Here is a 17753-nt window from a genome sequence, read left to right as displayed (position 1 = left end):
CAGCGATCGTCTGAGAAATAATCACATCGATGGGGTAAATATGTTCATACATGACGTAAAGATCGGCACGAAATTATTTCTGGCGTTTGGATTATTTATTGTCCTGATGGTCGTCAGCGCAAGCTTGTCTCTGATGAGCCTGAATCGGGCAAACAATGGAATGCAAACCATCCTTACCAGCGATTATCCAACGACGGTAAAAGCGAACCAGTTAATCGACAACTTCCAGGAATTTATCAGCACGCAGCAGCTCATGCTGCTGGACGAACAGGGGACGTACACGGCGCAATCAGAGCAGCGTCTGAAGGCGATCAGCGAGCGCATCGCCGCAATCCTGAGCGAGCTGGACAACGCTCTCAAGGATAAAAAATCCCAACAGGTGCTGGCCGATATCCACGGCGTGCGCCAGCAATATCTTGACTCGCGCTACCGCATTTTGCAGGCCGTGCAGAATAACGACCGTGCGGGCGCGATAAACGAAATGATGACCAACACCCTGAACCTGCAACAGTCCTATAAAGCGAAAGTGCAGGCGTTGATTGCGATCCAGGACCATGAAATGCAGAGTGCGGGCGAGCAGGTGGAAGGTGATTTCCGCACCAATCGTCTCCTGCTGATCCTGATTACGCTTTTCAGCGTCGCGGCAGCCAGCCTGACTGGCTGGTTCATTGTGCGATCCATTACCCGCCCGCTGAACGACGCGGTGAATTTTGCGGAGGCCATTGCCGATGGCGATCTCACCGGCAGCATTACCTCGCACGGTAAAGATGAAACCGGACTGCTACTCACCGCACTGATGGAGATGAAAACGCGCCTGCTGGAGATTGTGCAGCAGGTGCAAACCGGATCGGAAAACATCTCCAGCGCCGCCGCGCAGATTGTCGCGGGCAACCAGGATCTGGCTGCCCGCACGGAGGAGCAGGCCAGTTCCGTTGAACAGACGGCTGCGTCGATGGAGCAGATTACCGCCACGGTGAAGAATACCGCGTCCCACACCGGAGAAGCGACGAACCTGTCTGCCGATGCGGCTGCTGTGGTCAAAAACAACGGCGAGATGATGAAGCAGGTCACCAGCAAGATGCGCCTGATCAACGAAACATCGAACAGGATGTCCGACATTATCGACCTAATCGACGCCATTGCCTTCCAGACTAATATTCTGGCGCTGAACGCGGCGGTCGAAGCGGCGCGCGCGGGTGAGCATGGTCGCGGCTTTGCGGTGGTGGCGGGCGAGGTACGTCAGCTCGCGCAGAAAAGTGCAACATCCGCAAGTGAGATCCGCCAGCTGATTGAAAGCTCCACAAGCCAGACGCAGGACGGCATGAACCTTGTGGAGAAGGCCAGCGGGCTTATCAACGGCATGGTCGGCAACGTAGAGGAGATGGACGTCATCCTGCGTGAGATTCGCCAGGCCAGCCACGAACAGACGGAAGGCATCTCGCAGATCAACAGCGCGATTGGCCTGATAGACGCCACCACCCAGCAGAACTCCGCGCTGGTGGAGGAGTCCGTTGCGGCGGCGGCATCCCTTAACGAACAGGCGATGCACCTGAAAGAGCTGGTCCGCGTGTTCCGCGTGAGCGACGGCGTGCTGGCTTAATCCAGCTGGGAGATCTCCAGTGCCGCGCGGTCAATCACGCCGATAATCTGTTTTAACTGCGCGTCGCTGAGCTCTCCCTGATTAACCTTCAGATCCAGAACCGCTTTGAAGTTATCCAGCGCCCGCTTCATCTGCGGGTTTTTGCGCAGCTGGAAACCGACGGAGCGCGCCTTAATACGCGTCTGGATCTGCTCCAGCTGTTCCCGGTTATCTTCCAGCCACTGTTCTCCGGCGGAGTTAATCGCAATCCGCTTACGGCCGTTCTCTTCTTCGGTAATGGTGATAAGCGCCTGATCCTGCAAGTAATCCAGCGTCGGATAGATCACGCCAGGGCTTGGCGTGTAATGTCCCTGCGTCAGGTTCTCGATCTCTTTGATCAGCTCATAACCATGGCTCGCGTTGCGGGTCAGGATATCCAGGATCACCAGCCGCAGATCGCCATGACCAAAAAATCGTGGCCGGCGTCCGCCGCCGTCGTGTTCGTGTCGCATGTTTCTTCCTCAATTTGATATATCTAAACTATATCTAAGATATATTCAGATGCAATCTAAAAAATCTTGATTTCTGAGTTAATAGCAATCATTATCATTAAAAATTCATTCCGATATATCGTATTCACCTGAGAAGGGCATCAACATGGCATCTACCCGTTACCCTCAACGTGTCCGCAATGACCTGCGTTTTCGTGAGCTGAACGTGATGCGCACTGAGCGAGTCAGTGCAGGATTTCAGCGCATTGTGCTAGGCGGCGAGGCGCTGGAGGGCTTTAGCTCTCGCGGCTTTGACGACCATACCAAAGTCTTTTTCCCGGCACCGGGCACCACTTTCGTGCCGCCTGTGGTGACTGATGAAGGCATCGACTGGGGCGACGGCGTGCGTCCGCAGGCGCGTGACTATACCCCGCTGTACGATGACGAAAAACATGAGCTGGCGCTCGATTTCTTCGTTCATGATGGTGGCATTGCCAGCAACTGGGCGGTAGAGGCGAAGGTGGGCGACAAGCTGACCATCGGCGGTCCGCGTGGTTCGCTGGTGGTGCCGGAAGATTACGCCTGGCAGCTGTACGTGTGCGACGAGTCGGGCATGCCCGCGCTGCGCCGCCGTTTAGAAAGCATCGCAAAACTGCCTGTTCGCCCGGCGATCCACGCCATCGTCACCGTGGGCGATGCGACGTACCAGGACTATCTGGCGCACCTGAGCGGGTTCAACATCACCTGGGTTATTGGCCACAACGAGCAGGCGGTAGCCGACCATCTTGCAGCGCTGGCCGTGCCGGAAGAGGATTACTTTATCTGGCTGACCGGGGAGGGGAAGGGGGTGAAACGCCTGAGCCGTCAGTTTGAAACCGACGCAATTGACCCGCAGCTGGTGCGTGCCAGCGCGTACTGGCACGCCAAATAATCAGGCAGCGGGATCCAGCTGCGCTTCGCTCACCTGATGTTCGAGCGAGGCGCATACCTCTTTCAGCGCTTTCTCCTGCTGGGCAAAGTAGGCTTCCATATTGCTGAGCGACGAGACGAGCAGCCAGGACTCTTCTTTCTCCAGCTCTGCCAGCTCGTTCACCAGGGTGTCGATTTGCTCACGCACCTGCGCCATCTTTTTACGAATACGTTCCAGGTCGTTCAGCCTGTCGCTCGCCATCATCGGTTCAAACCCTTGTTGCAGACGGGCGACCAGCAAGCGAATGGCCTTCACGTCGCCGCGCTGTTTGGCCTGGTTGAGTTGCACCATCATCCTGTTGGCTTCTTCTTTTAAATCATCGGCAACCAGATCCGGGTGGCATAACTTGCTCGCCTGACGCCAGAGCCGCTTCAGCTCGTTCCGATCCTCTTCAGAGAGATCCTTGCCTTTACGCAGGCGCACTTCGGCATCATGATGCTGTTCGCGATACTTCTTGTACTCTTCGTTGGCCTCATCGCGCGCCTGACGTGCTGGCTCTTCTTCACGCGTTAAACCGGTCTCCAGCTCCATCGCTTCGGCCAGCAGGTTGGCAATCAGATTACTTTGCTGCTGAAGATGCTTGCGCGCCTCTGCCGCCTGAACGGAATCCGCAGGCAGATCTCGCCAGCGCCGGGTGAGCGTTGTCAGAACCTCTACGGCCTGCGCCATATAGCTCTGGCAGCGGCGGTAATCCTCTTCCCGACGACGCGTCTCCGCCTGCTGACGACGCAGGTTAAGCTCCGCCAGCGTTTTACGCAGGGCGAGGATCTGCTGCATCAACGGCCCGAGGCGGGAGAAATAGAGATCGTTGAACTCATCAAGCTGCTGTACCGGGCGTTACGACGATCAATCAGATCGCGCAGACGCTCTTCCAGGGCTTTTAGCTCCAGCTTGCTGGCCGCCAGTTGCGGGTCACGCCACGGGGTAACGGCGCGCTGGCTTTGCAGCCAGGTGGTGATAGCGCGAAGGGCTGCGGTGTAGTTTTTCTGCTCAAGCGCCGCGACGATGGACAGGAGTTCATCGTCAAAGGCTTCCTCTTTGAGACGTTTCAACTGGCTCCGGATGATGTCGTCATCTTCCAGCTCAATGGCATTTTTAATGATTTCTAGCCGTTTGATCGGTGTGCTCATGATGCCTTTCGCTCTGGCGCTTAAGTATTTGAGTTAAGGTTAGTTGTTGTAAAAGCTACAGGAAATAATACACACGGATGATGATCGGCGCGATGGGGGATTTCTTTAGTTTTTAGGGTTTGTGAGGGGAAGCGGCAGGCCGGGCTACGTGTGGTGGATTACTTACAAAAAAGCCACTCAATCGAGTGGCTTAACTGGATGATTCTAAAGCTAAAATTTGGTGGCCCCTGCTGGACTTGAACCAGCGACCAAGCGATTATGAGTCGCCTGCTCTAACCACTGAGCTAAGGGGCCGTGGCGGTGAATTATAAAGTAACTCCCCTCAGCAATCCAGCCATTCACACCTGCCTGCTGTTTTTATAAACAACGCATAATCAATCCTTTATACTTATCTTAAGATGCATAGACAGGAGTAGAGATGATCAACGATATTCTGGCCCCTGGCCTGCGGGTGGTGTTCTGCGGTATTAATCCGGGCAAGTCATCGGCGCACACCGGTTTTCACTTTGCTCATCCGGGAAATCGCTTCTGGAAGGTGATCCACCAGGCCGGATTTACCGACAAACAGCTTAAGCCGGAAGAAGAGCAGCAGCTGCTGGATACGCGCTGTGGCATCACCATGCTGGTCGAGCGACCCACGGTGCAGGCGAGCGAAGTGAATCTGCATGAGCTGCGCGCTGGCGGGCGTGAGCTGATCGCGAAAATTGAAGACTATCAGCCCGCGGCGCTGGCGATCCTCGGCAAGCAGGCCTACGAGCAGGCGTTCAGCCAGCGCGGTGTGAAGTGGGGTAAGCAGAACATTACCATTGGCGTAACGCAGGTTTGGGTGTTGCCGAACCCCAGCGGGCTGAACAGGGCGACGCTGGACAAGCTGGTGGAGGCGTATCGGGAACTTGATGAGGCGCTTGTGGTGAGGGGGCTTTAGCTCCTCTGCGGCCTGATGCCCTCACCCTGACCCTCTCCCACAGGGAGAGGGAATAAACAAAAAAAAGCTCCCGATTGGGAGCTTTTTCATTTCAGGACCGATTAATCGTCCAGGAAGCTACGCAGCACTTCAGAGCGGCTCGGATGGCGCAGTTTACGCAGCGCCTTCGCTTCGATCTGACGGATACGTTCGCGGGTCACGTCAAACTGTTTACCCACTTCTTCCAGCGTGTGGTCGGTGTTCATGTCGATACCGAAACGCATACGCAGCACTTTGGCTTCACGGGCGGTCAGGCCAGCCAGCACGTCGTGCGTAGCGGCACGCAGGCTCTCGGTGGTGGCAGAGTCCAGCGGCAGCTCGAGGGTGGTATCCTCGATGAAATCACCCAGATGCGAATCTTCATCATCACCGATTGGCGTTTCCATGGAGATTGGCTCTTTAGCGATTTTCAGCACTTTACGGATCTTGTCTTCCGGCATCAGCATGCGTTCAGCCAGCTCTTCCGGCGTCGGCTCGCGGCCCATCTCCTGCAACATCTGGCGAGAGATACGGTTGAGTTTGTTGATGGTCTCAATCATATGCACCGGAATACGGATGGTGCGCGCCTGGTCTGCGATAGAGCGGGTGATCGCCTGACGGATCCACCAGGTAGCATAGGTGGAGAACTTGTAACCACGACGGTATTCAAACTTATCTACCGCTTTCATCAGACCGATGTTGCCTTCCTGAATCAGATCCAGGAATTGCAGGCCACGGTTGGTGTATTTCTTGGCGATAGAGATAACCAGACGTAAGTTCGCTTCAACCATCTCTTTCTTCGCACGGCGGGCTTTCGCTTCACCGATGGACATACGACGGTTGATGTCTTTCACCTGCTCGATGGTCAGGCCGGTCTCTTCTTCAATCTGATGCAATTTTTGCAGGCCGCGCTGTACGTCTTCTTTCACGTCGTGCAGCTTTTCAGACCACGGCTTGTTCATCGCGATAGCGGCGTTGAACCAGGTTTCGCTGGTTTCGTTGCCGGTGAAGAGGGTGATGAAGTTCTTCTTCGGCATTTTGCACTGTTCAACGCACAGCTTCATGATGATACGTTCCTGGGTACGTACGCGATCCATCATCACGCGCATGCTGTTCACCAGGTAGTCGAACTGTTTTGGCACAAGGCGGAACTGTTTGAACACTTCAGACAGCTTCAGGATCTCTTCCTGAGCGGCGGCATGGCTGCGGCCTTTCGCTTTGATGGTGTCACGCGTCACTTCGTACTGGGTACGCAGCTCGGCAAATTTCTCACGCGCCAGTTCAGGGTCGATGCTGTTGTCGTCATCGCTGCTGTCGTCGTCTTCTTCTTCATCTTCGTCTTCGTCGTCATCCATCTCTTCCTGAGACAGCTCAGAACCGACGTGAGTGGCGGTTGGCGCCATATCTTCTTCAGCGTTCGGGTCGACAAAGCCAGTGATCAGATCGGACAGACGCGCTTCTTCTGCTTCAACGCGATCGTACTGCTCCAGCAGATAGGTGATCGCTTCCGGGTATTCGGCAACAGAGCACTGAACCTGGTTGATCCCGTCTTCGATGCGTTTTGCGATGTCAATTTCGCCTTCGCGGGTCAACAGTTCAACGGTACCCATTTCGCGCATGTACATGCGGACCGGGTCAGTGGTACGCCCGATTTCAGATTCCACGCTGGACAGGACCTGTGCAGCAGCTTCTTCCGCATCTTCGTCAGTGTTGTTGGAGGTTTCAGCCAGCAACAGATCATCGGCATCCGGTGCTTCTTCCATCACCTGAATGCCCATGTCATTGATCATTTGGATGATATCTTCGATCTGATCTGAATCGACGATATCTTCCGGCAGATGGTCATTGACCTCGGCATAGGTCAGATAGCCTTGCTCCTTACCGCGTTGGACAAGAAGTTTCAGCTGTGACTGCGGGTTTTGCTCCATAAGACGGTATCCACACTTAATTCGTTTGATTGGTGTCGGCGATGGGCTGCCAACCTTTAAAGCGAGGGCGTACTTATATTTTTGCCGCTGCCTCTCAGTGCGGCTGCCGGGGGCTTCCCGATCGATATTCGGCACTTAAGCCGTTAAATTTTTTATTTCTTCGCCAGTTCCTGGTTAATAATCCAGAGCTCCCGGCGTTCTTCGCTGCTTAGGCCATGGGTGCGCTCGCGAGCTATCAACTCTTCCTGGCGCAACTCAAGCATCGAATCAAACATATGGTTGAGTGAGTCGGTGAACGTTTTTTCTGCGATATCCTTATCTGCTATATCGTCCCACATCGACAGTTTTTCAAGGGTAGCGGCCTCTTTTGTGCCGCGATAATGCTCTAAAAGTTGTCCGGTGGTCAGACCTGGCTGAGACAAACAAGTGTTGACCAATTCTGAAAATAAGCCAAGCCCGGGCAATTTTTCGTGGTTCAAACCCGCCAGCGACGGCACTTGCGGAGCAAGTTCGGGGTTTTGTACCAGCAACCCTATCAGTATACGCATGGTTGTGCGTTTTAGCTGAGGCGCGGGGCGTACCGTGCCGTTTTCAGCCTGTTTCGGCATTAAACGTTCAAGCTGGCTGTCATCCAGAATGCCGAGCTTGTTGCCTAACTCCTGACGCAGATAGATGCGCAGCGTTTCGCCGGGCACCTGGCTGATTAACGGCAGCGCCAGCGTGCTGAGCTGCGCGCGCCCGTCAGGGGTACTCAAATCAACCTGCGGCATCAGGCTGTTAAACAGAAACGTGGAGAGCGGCTGAGCCTGCTCCATCCGCGCTTCAAACGCCGCTTTGCCCTCTTTACGCACCAGCGTATCCGGGTCTTCACCGTCGGGCAGGAACATAAAGCGTAGCTGACGCCCGTCGGTCATATACGGCAACGCGGTTTCCAGCGCTCGCCAGGCGGCGTCGCGTCCTGCGCGGTCACCGTCGTAACAGCAAATCACGTTGTTGGTGACGCGGAACAGCAGCTGGATATGGTCCGCCGTGGTGGACGTTCCCAGCGACGCAACGGCATAGTTAATGTCGTACTGCGCCAGCGCAACAACATCCATATAGCCTTCGACGACCAGAAGACGCGGAGGTTCCGCATTATCCTGCTGTGCCTCATAAAGACCGTAAAGCTGGCGGCCCTTATGGAAAATATCGGTTTCCGGGGAGTTAAGGTATTTCGGCAGGGCATCACCCAGCACGCGACCACCAAAACCTATCACCCGGCCACGCTTGTCGCGGATCGGGAACATCACCCGTTCACGGAAGCGGTCGTAGCTTCGTCCCTGGTCGTTGGTGACCAGCATGCCTGCGTCGATGAGGGATTTACGATCTTCGCTATTGCCGCCAAAACGCTTTAACACGTTGTCCCAGCCGGGCGGGGCGTAACCAATAGCGAAACGCGCAATCACATCGTCGCTCAGTCCGCGCTTGTTCAGATACTGACGCGCAGGCTCAGCCGCAGAGTGCTTAAGAGACTGTTGGTAAAACGAATTCAGGCCATCCATCAGTTGGTACAGCGTTTGCCGCTGATGGCGCTCGATCTGACTTGGCCCACTGCCCGCTTCATACGGCACTTCAAGGTTATGCATCGCCGCCAGCTCTTCGACGGTTTCAACGAACTCGAGCTTGTCGTAGTTCATCAAAAAATCGACGGCATTACCGTGTGCGCCACAGCCGAAGCAATGGTAGAACTGCTTTTCACCGTTTACGGTGAAAGAGGGGGTTTTTTCGTTATGGAACGGACAGCACGCATGGTAGTTCTTGCCCTGCTTTTTTAGCTTCACCCGCGCGTCGATGAGATCGACGATGTCGGTTCTGGCAAGCAGGTCATTGATGAAAACGCGTGGGATTCTTCCGGCCATATGCCCCAAAAATTTAAGCGACTTATAAACGAAAACAAGCCGCGCATTCCTTCCGGAAGCACGGCCTTACGACTACAACTCTGTCTGTCAATTGAGGGCTGTGGCCCTCAACAGATTAGTACAGACGAGTACGGCGTGCGTTTTCGCGAGCCAGTTTCTTCGCGTGACGTTTCACAGCGGAAGCTTTAGCGCGCTTACGTTCGGTCGTTGGTTTTTCATAAAACTCACGACGACGAACTTCAGCCAGAACACCTGCTTTCTCGCATGAACGTTTGAAGCGACGCAGTGCTACGTCGAACGGCTCGTTTTCACGTACTTTAATTACCGGCATGTAACTCTCACCTTTAATAAATTCGGTTTGCCGCTGGCATCAACGCCAGCTTATTTCAAAATGGTGCGGAATTTTACTGCAAATGCTGCTGCTTTGTAAAGCACCGATGCGATTTTGAAAGGGACTTTAATAAGGGTGAGGAGTATACACGAGGCTTCTTCCTGGGGCGAACAAAGTTTTACAACAATCCGCCCAAGCTCTACACTGCGCGGTATTGAAACGAGGTAAAACAAGTCATGCGTGTACTGGGTATTGAAACATCCTGCGATGAAACCGGCATCGCGATTTACGACGACGAAAAAGGGCTTCTGGCCAACCAACTGTATAGTCAGGTGAAATTGCACGCTGACTACGGCGGCGTCGTGCCTGAACTGGCCTCTCGTGACCACGTGCGTAAAACGGTTCCCCTGATCCAGGCGGCGCTGAAAGAGGCCGGGTTGAGTGCAAAAGATATTGATGCCGTGGCCTATACCGCAGGACCGGGCCTGGTCGGCGCGCTGCTGGTCGGCGCAACGGTAGGGCGTTCACTGGCCTTCGCGTGGGATGTTCCGGCCATTCCGGTTCACCATATGGAAGGGCACCTTCTGGCGCCGATGCTGGAAGACAATCCGCCAGCGTTCCCGTTTGTGGCGCTGCTGGTTTCCGGTGGTCATACCCAACTGATCAGCGTAACGGGTATTGGCAAGTATGAGCTGCTGGGCGAGTCAATTGACGATGCAGCCGGTGAAGCCTTCGACAAAACCGCCAAGCTGCTGGGGCTGGATTACCCGGGCGGCCCGATGCTCTCGAAAATGGCCGCACAGGGCACGGAAGGGCGCTTTGTCTTCCCACGGCCGATGACTGATCGTCCGGGGCTGGATTTCAGCTTCTCCGGTTTGAAAACCTTCGCGGCGAACACCATCCGCAATAACGACGACAGCGAGCAGACGCGTGCCGACATCGCTCGTGCGTTCGAAGATGCGGTGGTGGATACGCTGATGATCAAGTGCAAACGCGCGCTGGATCAGACCGGCTTTAAGCGCCTGGTGATGGCAGGCGGCGTGAGCGCCAACCGTACGCTGCGCGCGAAGCTTGCAGAGATGATGCAAAAGCGTCGTGGGGAAGTGTTCTACGCGCGTCCTGAATTTTGTACCGATAACGGGGCGATGATCGCCTACGCCGGGATGGTGCGCCTGAACGCTGGCGCAACGGCTGACCTGAGCGTGTCCGTGCGTCCGCGCTGGCCGCTGGCGGAGCTGCCGGAGGCGTGAGTTTTTTTGCCCGGTGGCGCTGCGCTTACCGGGCCTACAAAACCGTAGGCCGGGTCAGGCGAAGCCGCCACCCGGCAATAACCCGCACTACACCCGCAGCATCCCTTTCTCTTCCAGAAACGCAATGATCGTTCCCAGACCGTCTCCCGCTTTCAGGTTAGTAAAGGTCCACGGACGCTCGCCGCGCATGCGGTTGGTGTCGCGCTCCATCACCTCCAGCGAGGCGCCGACGTACGGCGCGAGATCGGTTTTGTTAATCACCAGAAAATCGGATTTGGTGATCCCCGGCCCGCCCTTGCGCGGGATTTTTTCCCCTTCGGCCACGTCGATGACGTAGATGGTGAGGTCCGCCAGCTCCGGGCTAAAGGTCGCGCTCAGGTTATCCCCGCCGCTTTCGACGAAGATCAGATCCAGATTGCCGAACTTCTCGCTGAGTGCTTCCACCGCCGCCAGGTTCATTGAAGCATCTTCGCGGATGGCGGTGTGCGGACAGCCGCCCGTTTCCACGCCCACGATGCGCTCTGGCTCCAGCGCACCCGCCTCGGTCAGGATGCGCTGATCCTCTTTGGTGTAGATATCGTTAGTCACCACCGCCAGGTGATAGGTATCGCGCATCGCCTTGCAGAGCGCTTCCAGCAGGGCGGTTTTGCCCGACCCTACCGGGCCGCCCACGCCCACGCGCAGGGGATGTTTGTAATCAGCCATATTGACTCCTCAGGAACGGAATAGTCGTGAATATTGGGTTTCGTGGCGCGCGGAGGCGATGGCGGACAGCGGCGTAGCGGCCCCCAGCGCGTCGTCGCCACGTAAAAATGCCTGTTCAAACCCGGCGGCAAAATGGTCGCTCAGGTCGATAATCAGCTGTTGTGCGGCCTGCTGCCCAAACGGCACCAGCTTGACGCCCGCCATCACCGCGCTCTCAATCCAGCTGTAGCCCAGGCTCAGCGCCAGCTCACGCGTGCTAATGCCCCAGCGCACGCCGAGCCACGCCATGCCGCAGAGCTGGCTCTGCGTCAACAGCGGCAACCATTCTGGCGGGCAGGCGGGTTCCCAGCTTTTAATCAGGCGCGTAAAGGCCGCGCCACGGTTGCGTTCTTCATCGCGCAGCTCGCGCGTTTCCCGGCAGGCGAGCAGGTATGCCGTCCAGCGTTTTGCTGTCGCGACGTCCTGCTTCTCGCAGGCACGATAAAGGCGGATAAACAGCGGCAGGTCGACGCAGAAAAAGCTCTGCTCCATCTGCTGGATCTGCCAGCGCCTGAAGGCCTCAGCGTCCGTGACCCACCCGGCCTCGACAGCCCACTCCAGCCCCTGCGACCAGGTAAACGATCCGACCGGCAGGCTACTGCTGGAGAGCTGCATCAGGCGCAGCCGCTGGCGGGCGTGCTCCATCAGCTCATCAGCGCCAGCAGGGCAGAGACGATCAGCCCGCCACCGAAGGTTTTACGCAGGCCGTCGTGACGGCGCAGCAGCAAGCCTGCGGCGAAACTGGCGCACAGCACCGTGGCGCTGGCGAACATAAACCCGCTGGTGAAGAGCCAGAAGCTGTGGCCGGACATCTCCACGCCGTGCGCCCAGCCGTGGAACATCGCCAGGGCTGGCACCGCCAGCAGCAGGCGATTTTCAGTCTTAAACATCATTACGCCGCAGACCGCCAGCGAGGCGATAATCAGCATCTCCATGCCGCTAAAACCGCCGAGCAGGCTGCCCGCAACGGCGCCAGCAAGCATCATGCCGAGCGTTGCTAACGGCAGCAGCAGCTTGCGGCCGCTCAGGGCGGACAGCACGCCAGCCCCCGTCAGCATCAGCAGGTGATCCAGCCCAGTCAGCGGATGGAGAAATCCGGCCTGGAAGCTGTCGGTCCCGTGGCCCGGATGGGCAAGCGCCGGAACGGAAAAGGCCAGCAGAAACAGCGGTAAATACTTGCGCATGATGAGTCCTTAATGTGAATGAGAGTGGGAGTGGCCATGGCTGTGGGCATCGCTGGTGTAAGCCCCCGCTTCCGGTTCAAACGGCAGGCTGGCGAAGGTCACCTCCAGCCCGAACTGACGCAGCATATCGTCAAGAACGTGGTCGTGGTGGTAGCGCAGCTCGCCGGGCATAATTTGCAGCGGCACGTGACGGTTGCCCAGGTGGTAACAGGCGCGGGCGAGCAGGAACGGATCGGCGCAGCGCACCACGGAAACCGACTCCGGGGCCGCGATCACTTCGATCACCTCGCTGCCGTCGTCGGTGGTCAGCAGATCGCCGCCGCGCAGCAGCAAACCGCGCGGCAGCATCAGCCCGGCTTCGCGACCGTCGTTCAGGGCCACGCGGGCGCGGCTTTTCACCCGCACGTCAATCGGCAGCGTGACGCTGGCGGTAGTCGGGTGTGCGTGGTCCAGGCGTTGGGTCAGATAAATCATCATCACTCCTCAAAACAGGAAATAGCGTTGTGCCATCGGCAGAACGTCAGCCGGTTCGCTGGTAATCAGTTCGCCGTCGACGCGCACCTCGTAGGTTTGCGAGTCGACGGTGATGTTCGGTTGCAGAGCGTTGTGGATCATGTCCGCCTTTTTCACCGTCCGGCAACCTTTCACCACCGCCGTGGCGCTCTGCAAGTTGAGCTGCTGCGGGATGCCGTTCGCACTGGCGGCCTGCGAGATAAACGTCAGCCGCGTGGCGTGGCGCGCGGCGCCCAGCGATCCAAACATCGGGCGGTAATGCACCGGCTGCGGCGTGGGGATCGAGGCGTTGATATCGCCCATCGGTGCGCAGGCGATCATCCCACCTTTGACGATGGTGGCGGGCTTGACGCCGAAGAACGCCGGGGACCAGACCACCAGGTCCGCCAGCTTGCCCCCCTCAATCGAGCCCACTTCATGGGCGATGCCGTGGGTCAGCGCCGGGTTAATGGTGTATTTGGCGACATAGCGCTTCACCCGGAAGTTGTCGTTATCGCCGGTCTCTTCCGGCAGCGCGCCGCGCTGAACCTTCATGCGGTGCGCGACCTGCCAGGTGCGAATAATCACTTCCCCCACGCGGCCCATTGCCTGTGAATCTGACGAGGTGAGTGAGAACGCGCCGATATCGTGCAGCACGTCTTCGGCGGCGATGGTCTCCCGGCGAATGCGGGATTCGGCAAACGCCACGTCCTCGGCGATATCCGGGTCGAGGTGATGGCAAACCATCAGCATGTCCAGGTGCTCGTCGATGGTGTTGACCGTGTAGGGCAGCGTCGGGTTGGTGGAGGAGGGCAGAATATTCGGGTGCGCGCAGGCGATGATGATATCTGGCGCATGGCCGCCGCCCGCCCCTTCGGTGTGGAAGGTGTGGATGGTGCGCCCGGCGATGGCGGCCAGAGTATCTTCGACAAAACCGGACTCGTTCAGCGTGTCGCTGTGCAGCGCCACCTGGATATCCATCTCTTCAGCGACCTCCAGCGAGCAGTTGATGGCCGCAGGCGTCGCACCCCAGTCTTCGTGGATCTTAAGCCCGATGGCACCTGCCGCGATCTGCTCGCGCAGCGCGTCCGGGTTTGAACCGTTCCCTTTGCCCAGCAGGCCAATATTCACCGGCAGCGTATCGGCAGCCTGCAACATGCGGGCGATATACCATGGCCCCGGCGTGCAGGTGGTGGCGTTTGTACCTGCCGCGGGCCCGGTGCCGCCGCCGATCATGGTGGTGACGCCAGAGACCAGCGCCTCTTCCGCTTGCTGCGGACAGATCCAGTGGATATGGGTGTCGATCCCGCCAGCGGTGACAATCTTGCCTTCGGCGGCGATCACTTCCGTTGCTGCGCCAATCGGGATCGTCACGCCGGGCTGAATGTCCGGGTTTCCGGCTTTGCCGACGGCGAAGATCCGCCCATTTTTTACGCCGATATCCGCTTTCACGATCCCCCAGTGATCGACGATCAGCGCGTTGGTGAGCACCAGATCCACGCAGTCGTCGGCGGTCATCTGCCCCTGTCCCATGCCGTCGCGGATCACTTTTCCGCCGCCGAATTTAACCTCTTCTCCGTAGATCGTGAGATCGTCTTCTACTTCGATCCACAGTTCGCTGTCGGCCAGCCGCACTTTATCCCCGGTCGTGGGGCCGAACATATCGGCATACGCCTGGCGTGAAATCTCAGCCATGTTTCACCTCGCCCATGATCTCGCCGCGAAAACCGAAAATGCGCTGTGCGCCCGTCACCTGCACCAGCGTCACTTCCCGCTTCTGGCCGGGCTCGAAGCGCACAGCGGTGCCCGCCGGGATGTTCAGCCGGTAGCCTCGGGTGGCCTCGCGATCGAACTTCAGCGCCGGGTTGACCTCGTAAAAGTGATAGTGCGATCCCACCTGGATCGGCCTGTCGCCGTGGTTTTCCACTATCACACTTCGGGTTTCGCGCCCGACGTTGAGAGCAATGTTGCCGGACTGGATCCGGTATTCACCTGGGATCATCACGCGCTCCTTACACGATCGGGTTGTGGACGGTGACGAGCTTGGATCCGTCCGGGAAGGTGGCTTCCACCTGAATATCCGGGATCATCTCCGGTACGCCCTCCATCACCTGATCGCGCGTCAGGACGTGGCGGCCGGCTTCCATCAGCGAGGCGACGGTTTCGCCATCGCGCGCGCCTTCCATAATAAAGGCGCTGATCAGCGCGACCGATTCCGGATAGTTGAGCTTTACCCCGCGCGCGAGGCGGCGTTCGGCAACCAGCGCGGCGGTGAACAGCAACAGCTTGTCTTTTTCTCTGGGAGTCAGTTCCATAGCGTTTCTCTTATGTCTGCCAGATGCGCGGCGAACAGGCGGTTTTGGGGGTTAAAAGCGGGCGAAGCGACTGCCAGATATCGCGCATCACCCGCTGACAAATCAGGTTGTCGTGCGAGAGAAAACGCACCGACAGCAGATCGTCGGTGAGCGTCGCCCCGCCAAAGTTTTCCAGCGGGGCGAGCCGCTCGCGCACCGTGTCGAGATGTGCTTCCCGGGCCGGATAGAACAGCAGCGTGCCGACCCACGGATGGTCCGCGACGGGCGTCAGATCGCCACCGCTGAGATGCAGTCGCTCAATCAGACGCGGCTCGCCATCCACCCACACCTCAAGGCGGCTCTCCAGCGTGCCTTGGCTGAAGGTTTCGTTTATCACCGGACGGCCCAGACAGTACAGCTCCCACGCCAGCAGCGTGCTGGTGGCGTGCAGGTGAAAGACGGAACGCAGCGCGGCGTTAGCGCCGGGGAAAATAATGGTGTCCTGCGGCAGCCACTCCAGCGTGGCCTCTTCGTCGAGGTAAAAATGCTGACTGAGGCAGGCCAGCGGGCCGCTGCTGCGATAGAACTTGCTGGCGCCGGGCATGGTGATGAGGGCATGGCTTTTGGCGTCGAGCCGCACGGAAATATCCAGCGTATCCCCGCCCACAATTCCGCCTGGCGGGTGCAGCAGGTAAAGGTGGCAGGTTTCCCCTTCGGGATAAAACGGACGCTGAACGGTAAGTGGCCCGGTGTGACGCGCGGAATGGAGGAGGGTTTTCTCAGGGGTATGACAAAACTGGAGGGCAAGCGAGGCCTGCCAGCCTTTGTATGAATTATCAGTGACCTGAGTTGCTAACATGGTGCTTCCACTTCCGCACTATCGGGATACGTTTCAGTATGCCCTGGCGGAAATGAAGGCTGTCATATGAGTCGCTTATGGATAAAAAAACCGGCTCATGTGAGCCGGTTTCAGTAATGTAGGCCGGGTAAGCGCAGCGCCACCCGGCAAGAAAGGCTAGCGATAATCCTCTGCATCCACATCATACCCCGACGGCTCCCAGCGGATCGCCAGCAGCGAGGCCAGGCCGATAAACGGCGCCAGCGCAATCACCCAGAACACGGCGGTATCCAGCGAGGCGACCAGCAGCGGGAACAGAAACAGTGATAGCGTTGAACTGCTGCGCATCAGCGTCTGGTTAAGCCCCACACCCACGCCGCGCAGCGAGGTCGGGTAGCTCAGAGAGGCAAACGTCATGGTGTGCGCACCCGGACCAAAACCCTGGCCAAACAGGAACAGCGCCAGCATCGCGACGGCGACCACGCCTTCCGTGGCCCCGTCAGGGCGGCCAATCAGCGCCAGGCCGAGCAGCGCCGCCAGCTGGCACGCATAACCCGCCAGTGACATCCGCCATGCGCCGAAGCGCGGAACATAGCGCACCGCCAGCAGCCCGCCGACAAACGCGAACAGCAGATTAAGCGCCAGCGAGATCAGAATGGTGGTCAGCATCGACTGCACAAAGAAGCTGGAGATGATCACCGGCAGGCCAAAGGCTACGGCGTTATAGGCGAACGAGGAGACGACTGACAGCAGCGTGGCGAGCGTGGTACGCCGCAGATAGATACCGCGGAACAGGTTCAGGTAGTTCGACCATTTTGCCTTGTTCACAACAGGCGCGGGCTGGTCGAGCGCATCCTGCGGTACGTGGGCATTAATGTTGTAAGACTGCCGCAGGATAGACGCCGCCTCCTTCAGATTGCCCTGATTCGCCGCCCAGACCGGGGATTCGCTCATATAGCGGCTACGGATGGCGATAATCACCAGCGCGGGCACCGCGCCAAAGCCAAGGATCAGACGCCAGAGCCAGTCGCTGTGGCTTTCCGGCAGCACGGCGTAAAAGAAGAGCACCAGAAGATAAGAGATGCTGATGGCCGCATACCAGGTGGGACACCACATCGCGACGCTGGAGGCTTTATTCCCCGGGCCTTTCAGTCTGGCGAACTCGCTGAGAAACGCCATCGCGACGGGAAGGTCGATCCCAACGCCAAGACCCATCACAAAGCGCGCGCCCGCCAGCACATATTCGTTCGGGGCCAGCGCACAGGCGATAGCGGCAACGACAAAGAATACCATGTCGGCCATAAAGACGCGGTAGCGCCCGATTTTATCCGTAAGATAGCCGCCGAGCAGCGCCCCGACAATCGCGCCAAACGTAATGGCTGAAGCCACCATGCCGGTACCGGCGGGCGTCAGGTTAAATTCGCGGGTGATGTCTTTGATGCCGAATGCCAGCGCGCCGAGATCGTAGGCATCGAGAAAAATTCCCCCGAGCGCGATACCGACCACGATGCGGGCATTGGCCCGGCCCTGAGAGCCGTCATTAACGAGACGTGAAACGTCCGATGCGCTGCGTACCCACTTGATATCGCCATCCGGGGTGTTTGCTGCCGCTGGAAGGGGAGTTGAATCTGTGATTTCTGCCATTTTCTTTTTGTGTGGTTGTGTTGTGTCTCTAACAGTT

At 57.9% G+C, this 17753-nt stretch carries 17 protein-coding genes, 1 tRNA gene and 1 pseudogene; 4 read left to right on the top strand and 15 right to left on the bottom strand.

The features are described from left to right. Positions 1–40 precede the first annotated feature (40 nt). Positions 41–1600, top strand: coding sequence for a methyl-accepting chemotaxis protein (locus O1724_RS19905; RefSeq protein ID WP_022651882.1), 1560 nt, complete (start codon positions 41–43; stop codon positions 1598–1600). On the opposite strand, the gene O1724_RS19900 is transcribed toward O1724_RS19905, so the two are convergent. Further along, positions 1597–2091 carry a PadR family transcriptional regulator gene (locus tag O1724_RS19900; protein WP_126297273.1) on the bottom strand — a complete coding sequence of 165 codons (495 nt, stop codon included), beginning with the start codon at positions 2089–2091 and terminating at the stop codon, positions 1597–1599. The genes O1724_RS19905 and O1724_RS19900 overlap by 4 nt on opposite strands. Before the next feature lie 145 nt (positions 2092–2236). On the opposite strand from O1724_RS19900, the gene O1724_RS19895 reads away from it, so the two are divergent. Next, positions 2237–3001, top strand: coding sequence for a siderophore-interacting protein (locus O1724_RS19895; protein WP_023323763.1), 765 nt, complete (start codon positions 2237–2239; stop codon positions 2999–3001). Here O1724_RS19895 and O1724_RS19890 read toward each other — a convergent pair. Continuing rightward, positions 3002–4170 (bottom strand): annotated as a pseudogene (locus O1724_RS19890) (DNA repair protein). It lies immediately after the preceding gene. A 218-nt stretch (positions 4171–4388) separates the two neighbouring features. Next, positions 4389–4464: transfer RNA gene (locus O1724_RS19885), tRNA-Ile, on the bottom strand. Between the two features lie 124 nt (positions 4465–4588). Here O1724_RS19885 and mug point away from each other — a divergent pair. Then, positions 4589–5095: a G/U mismatch-specific DNA glycosylase gene (gene mug, locus O1724_RS19880; RefSeq protein ID WP_032607936.1), complete on the top strand. Its 507-nt coding sequence runs from the start codon at positions 4589–4591 to the stop codon at positions 5093–5095. A 101-nt stretch (positions 5096–5196) separates the two neighbouring features. Here the strand turns inward: mug and rpoD are convergent, their stop codons facing one another. The 3 genes from rpoD to rpsU form a co-directional block, all read right to left on the bottom strand. Beyond that, the gene (gene rpoD, locus O1724_RS19875) at positions 5197–7041 is read right to left on the bottom strand and encodes an RNA polymerase sigma factor RpoD (RefSeq protein WP_006812010.1); all 1845 of its coding nucleotides are present in this window, start codon (positions 7039–7041) and stop codon (positions 5197–5199) included. Positions 7042–7193: 152 nt separating this feature from the next. Next, positions 7194–8939 carry a DNA primase gene (gene dnaG / locus O1724_RS19870; RefSeq protein WP_126297272.1) on the bottom strand — a complete coding sequence of 582 codons (1746 nt, stop codon included), beginning with the start codon at positions 8937–8939 and terminating at the stop codon, positions 7194–7196. Positions 8940–9054: 115 nt separating this feature from the next. Next, a complete protein-coding gene (gene rpsU, locus O1724_RS19865) occupies positions 9055–9270 on the bottom strand; it encodes a 30S ribosomal protein S21 (protein WP_001144069.1) in 216 nt (71 codons plus the stop codon). Between the two features lie 236 nt (positions 9271–9506). Between rpsU and tsaD the strand changes: the two genes are divergently transcribed. Further along, positions 9507–10520, top strand: a complete 1014-nt coding sequence (gene tsaD, locus O1724_RS19860) for a tRNA (adenosine(37)-N6)-threonylcarbamoyltransferase complex transferase subunit TsaD (protein ID WP_022651877.1) — start codon at positions 9507–9509, stop codon at positions 10518–10520. Between the two features lie 87 nt (positions 10521–10607). On the opposite strand, the gene ureG is transcribed toward tsaD, so the two are convergent. The 9 genes from ureG to O1724_RS19815 form a co-directional block, all read right to left on the bottom strand. After that, positions 10608–11225, bottom strand: a complete 618-nt coding sequence (gene ureG / locus O1724_RS19855) for an urease accessory protein UreG (protein ID WP_022651876.1) — start codon at positions 11223–11225, stop codon at positions 10608–10610. A 9-nt stretch (positions 11226–11234) separates the two neighbouring features. Next, positions 11235–11909, bottom strand: a complete 675-nt coding sequence (locus O1724_RS19850) for an urease accessory protein UreF (protein WP_032607933.1) — start codon at positions 11907–11909, stop codon at positions 11235–11237. Then, positions 11909–12448, bottom strand: coding sequence for a HupE/UreJ family protein (locus O1724_RS19845; protein WP_045335748.1), 540 nt, complete (start codon positions 12446–12448; stop codon positions 11909–11911). The genes O1724_RS19850 and O1724_RS19845 overlap by 1 nt, the downstream gene beginning before the upstream one ends. A gap of 9 nt (positions 12449–12457) precedes the next feature. Next, positions 12458–12922 carry an urease accessory protein UreE gene (ureE, locus tag O1724_RS19840; RefSeq protein WP_045895132.1) on the bottom strand — a complete coding sequence of 155 codons (465 nt, stop codon included), beginning with the start codon at positions 12920–12922 and terminating at the stop codon, positions 12458–12460. A 9-nt stretch (positions 12923–12931) separates the two neighbouring features. Next, positions 12932–14635 (bottom strand): urease subunit alpha, encoded by a 1704-nt coding sequence (gene ureC / locus O1724_RS19835; protein ID WP_126297271.1) that lies wholly within the window; start codon positions 14633–14635, stop codon positions 12932–12934. Beyond that, entirely contained in the window at positions 14628–14942 is a 315-nt protein-coding gene (locus O1724_RS19830; protein WP_003862557.1) for an urease subunit beta, read from the bottom strand. Before O1724_RS19830 ends, ureC begins: the two co-directional genes overlap by 8 nt. A 10-nt stretch (positions 14943–14952) precedes the next feature. Continuing rightward, entirely contained in the window at positions 14953–15255 is a 303-nt protein-coding gene (locus tag O1724_RS19825; protein ID WP_003862556.1) for an urease subunit gamma, read from the bottom strand. A gap of 10 nt (positions 15256–15265) precedes the next feature. Next, positions 15266–16093 (bottom strand): urease accessory protein UreD, encoded by an 828-nt coding sequence (locus tag O1724_RS19820; RefSeq protein WP_003862554.1) that lies wholly within the window; start codon positions 16091–16093, stop codon positions 15266–15268. A gap of 156 nt (positions 16094–16249) precedes the next feature. Beyond that, on the bottom strand, positions 16250–17716 hold the full coding sequence (locus O1724_RS19815) for an MFS transporter (protein ID WP_032607929.1): 1467 nt from the start codon (positions 17714–17716) through the stop codon (positions 16250–16252). Positions 17717–17753 lie beyond the last annotated feature (37 nt).

The organism is Enterobacter cloacae complex sp. HYC074_NIDB (assembly GCF_056673345.1).
Note: the sequence above shows the minus strand (reverse complement) of the source record. Positions and strands in the feature narration are given on the sequence as shown.